5 protein-coding genes are annotated in these 3,375 nt (G+C 29.0%); 3 read left to right on the forward strand and 2 right to left on the reverse strand.

The genetic code is table 11. The annotated features are described in order from the left end of the window. Positions 1 to 33 precede the first annotated feature (33 nt). Complete coding sequence (locus tag OWK30_RS11400) at positions 34 to 282, forward strand: hypothetical protein (protein ID WP_423326595.1); 249 nt, start codon at positions 34 to 36, stop codon at positions 280 to 282. Between the two features lie 71 nt (positions 283 to 353). Here the strand turns inward: OWK30_RS11400 and OWK30_RS11405 are convergent, their stop codons facing one another. Beyond that, positions 354 to 1,226 carry a hypothetical protein gene (locus OWK30_RS11405; protein WP_423326597.1) on the reverse strand — a complete coding sequence of 291 codons (873 nt, stop codon included), beginning with the start codon at positions 1,224 to 1,226 and terminating at the stop codon, positions 354 to 356. A gap of 1 nt (position 1,227) precedes the next feature. Then, positions 1,228 to 1,443 carry a hypothetical protein gene (locus tag OWK30_RS11410; RefSeq protein WP_423326599.1) on the reverse strand — a complete coding sequence of 72 codons (216 nt, stop codon included), beginning with the start codon at positions 1,441 to 1,443 and terminating at the stop codon, positions 1,228 to 1,230. 110 nt (positions 1,444 to 1,553) lie between these two features. On the opposite strand from OWK30_RS11410, the gene OWK30_RS11415 reads away from it, so the two are divergent. Then, positions 1,554 to 1,862 (forward strand): hypothetical protein, encoded by a 309-nt coding sequence (locus OWK30_RS11415; RefSeq protein ID WP_423326601.1) that lies wholly within the window; start codon positions 1,554 to 1,556, stop codon positions 1,860 to 1,862. 73 nt (positions 1,863 to 1,935) lie between these two features. Then, a partial coding sequence (locus tag OWK30_RS11420) for a hypothetical protein (RefSeq protein ID WP_423326603.1) occupies positions 1,936 to 3,375 on the forward strand: 1,440 nt, incomplete at its 3' end.

The following is a 3,375-nucleotide window of genomic DNA, read 5'->3' on the forward strand; positions in this document are numbered from 1 at the left end:
AATTTAAAGTAGATTACAGGAGGTATACCTCTTTTGCAACTTTACACAAAATTATTATACACTACCAAAAGCTATGCAAAAGATTGTCTATATGCTGCTAATAAATTCATTAATGTTTTTAATCGAAAACATAAAAAGGATTTGAAGCAATATGATGTTTCTGCTTTTTTGGCAACAGCAGAAGGTTTCAAACATATCAAAGTTACTGCAAAGGACTATGAGAATATAAAAATGTGGAGAAAACTTTACGGTAAAGTACTGCATCCTGAGGGAATTGATTAAGATTTATTTGGTATTTGCTGTGTTAGTTTTTATATCTTTTCTGTTTGATAGTAAAATAAAAAAATGAATTTTTAATTAAATGTTATCCCTGATTTTTCTAAATCATTAATTATTGATGCCAAGTCTTCATCCGAACTATTAACTTCTGGAACAAAAAATCTTGGTTTGCCATCACTTAAAAATGTGATAATCCAATCTAAAAATATTTCTTTTTTACTATGATCTACAAAATAAGAATCTAAGTTACCACAATGAGCAATATTTCTTCCATTAGCATTTTTTCTTTTACCCCATAAATGAATACTTTCAGTAAATGAACTAAGAGAATTATTACGTTGTAGTATATTTTGAAGTTTTTCAGGTTTTAACTTTTCTGGTCCACCATAAGCACTTAATAGCTGAGGAATATCCAGAGCTAAGCGGAGTTTTAAATTCATTCTTTCTATATGTTCACAAAGTTCACGGAGTTCATTTCCTTTTGATAAAATAAATTTACCACCTTTGTATATGCTGCCGTATCTATTTTCAACTAATATCTTACAATTTGAATAATAAGATAATATTTTTTCTTCAAATATTTTGTAACGACTCAAGAAATTAGAAATATTTTCAATATAATCAGAAAAAGGAGGATGTATCTCAATTAAATCTGGTTCATTACCATTACATAGACACTTTATAAAATATGCAAACTCTGTTGCCCATTTTTCTGAATACCATAACATTGGTATATTATTTTTATGTGCATTTTTTATCGTTGAAAATTTCTTTAAAAGCTCAGAACTTAACCTTCTTTTTGCATAAGAGTATTCAGTATGTAAAGAAAACCTTCTTTTTACATTAATCATTGAAATATCAAAGTGTGCAGCAATTTCGTCAATCTCAGGTGTTATGTGTTTTGGATATTTTCTCTTATGATATTGTATAGGAATGAGCATGGGCATATTATCTTTCCTCAATTACTTCTATAAAATCGATGAAATCCCATTCCATTAATTTTGAAAGTTTGTATAAAACTTCAATACTTACATTGGCATTGCCTTCAAGTAGTTTTTTTGATGTTCCTGCAGAAAAATATTTTCTCAGAGTGTAATGATTAAATTTATTCTTAAGTTCTTGTAACCTATCTTCTTTTATTCTAAAGGTTATTTTTCTATTCATATTGATTATATAGTTAAATTTATTCTTTTAATCAATACATTAAAATTTTTCTTGACTATGTCGAAAAGATGACATATATTATGTCAACAACACGACACAGAGAGGTAAATATGAAAAAAGAAAGAGAAAAAATTGAAGCAAAAGCTTATTCAATTGAGCAAGCAAGATATTTAGCACCTGAAGAGTTAATTTTTGAGAAAACAAAGGATGGATATCTTCATGTGAACAAAACAGATGACAATAGGTTTTTCATTTACTTATCTGATGACGAGTCAAATGTTAATTACATCACTGCACCGTTTACAACAGAAGAGATGGTAAGTCTGATTCTTCAAGCTTTTGATGAGGATAAACGAGAATTGGGAGCTTTTCTACTGATGCATTTAGCAGGATTAGGAACAGAAGAAGTAGAAATTTAAAGAGCTGGGCTATGCAGTGGCGGCTGCATAGCCTAACAAACCCCAAACTTTTATAAGAGAAAGGAGTTTAGGCATGAAAATAATAAAAGAAACAATACCGTTTTGTCAATGCCTTTATAGAAATCAAGAAGCCGTAAAAATAGGAAAAACAATAAATGCTGCAAGTAAAGTTTATGATGAAGATTTACTAACACAAATTACAAATAAGGTTTTTTACAGTACATTGTTCCTTGTGGAATCTGGGGAAGTGAAATTTCCACCACCATTATCTGAAAATCTAATCCGACGCTTTTATGGAATAGGCAGATACAGGCGCAAATTTATGATGGGATACCATATTGGAAAAAAGATATACGAGAAATTAATAAAGAAAGAATTAGATGATAACTACTTCTGTGGATTTTGCACCAAATATGAAAAAATACCTTTAGACAATTATATGAATCTTCTAAAATCACAAAATAAGATCCTTGCTATTAATAAAATACTAAAAGAAATAGATGCGAAGGATGAAGGTGCTGAAATATTTATCTTGAAACATAGGAGCAAAAGCTTTTCATCAGATGACATATTGTTTGAAGTGGGATATTTAAAAATGGGTAGTGATACATTAGAGGTATATAAAGCAATAACTGAAAGTAACAAAAACAATACAGCAAAACAGAATATCGCATTAATGGCTCCTGGTGCAACAGCTCTTGCAATACTCCTGATATTTGATCGATACATTCATAATAACATACACTTTCCATTTAAAGTCTCTCACTCTATAAATTCTTTTGAACAAGATCTTCTTGGTTTGGATTTTTTAAGAGGATTATTTATTCCACCATATGATTTTTTCCCTAATAAAAACACTTATTCAAGCCGTAATATTCAAAATTGGCCATTGCTGTTATTTTCAGATAAGCTGGGGTTCTCCAATAAATTCACATTAAAGGAATTCGGTATTTCAGTTAGCCTCATAAAAACAATTGTACAATTCTTAAAAGAAAATGGATTTAAAAACTATGATAATGAAATAACCAGAGAAATATTTACAGAAGCAAAAAAAAGAATAACAATTCCTGATACCTTGAACATTAAAAATCCTTATGAAGGTATTTTTAATGAGCTTGAGCTTGCATCCGATTTGCGTGTATGTACATGCAAAGTGATAAATTATGTGAAATACAAACCAAGAATTGGGAAAAAAGAGCCAAAAACTATTATATTGACGGAAAATAATGGTGAGAATATAGAAATTTCACTGCGAAAATTAAAAGATAAAATAAAACTATCAAAATTACAAAATAGAGAACTATTTTCAGAGAGAAGAAACTTTGGATATCTTGTAGGCCTTTTTTCTGTGACTTTACGTAAATTTCCTGATAAGAAATTTATAAAAATAGGTTTTTTAGGGGTTCCAATAGCTAAAAACTTTGACGAGAAAATTAAAGAAGAGATGCCTTGGTTATTAAAAAATAGGTACAATAAAGATATAAAAGCAAATGATTATCTTATAGCAGCAATA

This window comes from Deferribacter abyssi, assembly GCF_049472655.1.
GTDB lineage: Bacteria > Chrysiogenota > Deferribacteres > Deferribacterales > Deferribacteraceae > Deferribacter > Deferribacter abyssi.

Bases quoted from the DNA above. Each gene is read 5' to 3' on its own strand.
- OWK30_RS11405 (WP_423326597.1), bottom strand. From the start codon at position 1,226: ATGCCCATGCTCATTCCTATACAATATCATAAGAGAAAATATCCAAAA.
- OWK30_RS11410 (WP_423326599.1), bottom strand. From the start codon at position 1,443: ATGAATAGAAAAATAACCTTTAGAATAAAAGAAGATAGGTTACAAGAA.
- OWK30_RS11415 (WP_423326601.1), top strand. From the start codon at position 1,554: ATGAAAAAAGAAAGAGAAAAAATTGAAGCAAAAGCTTATTCAATTGAG.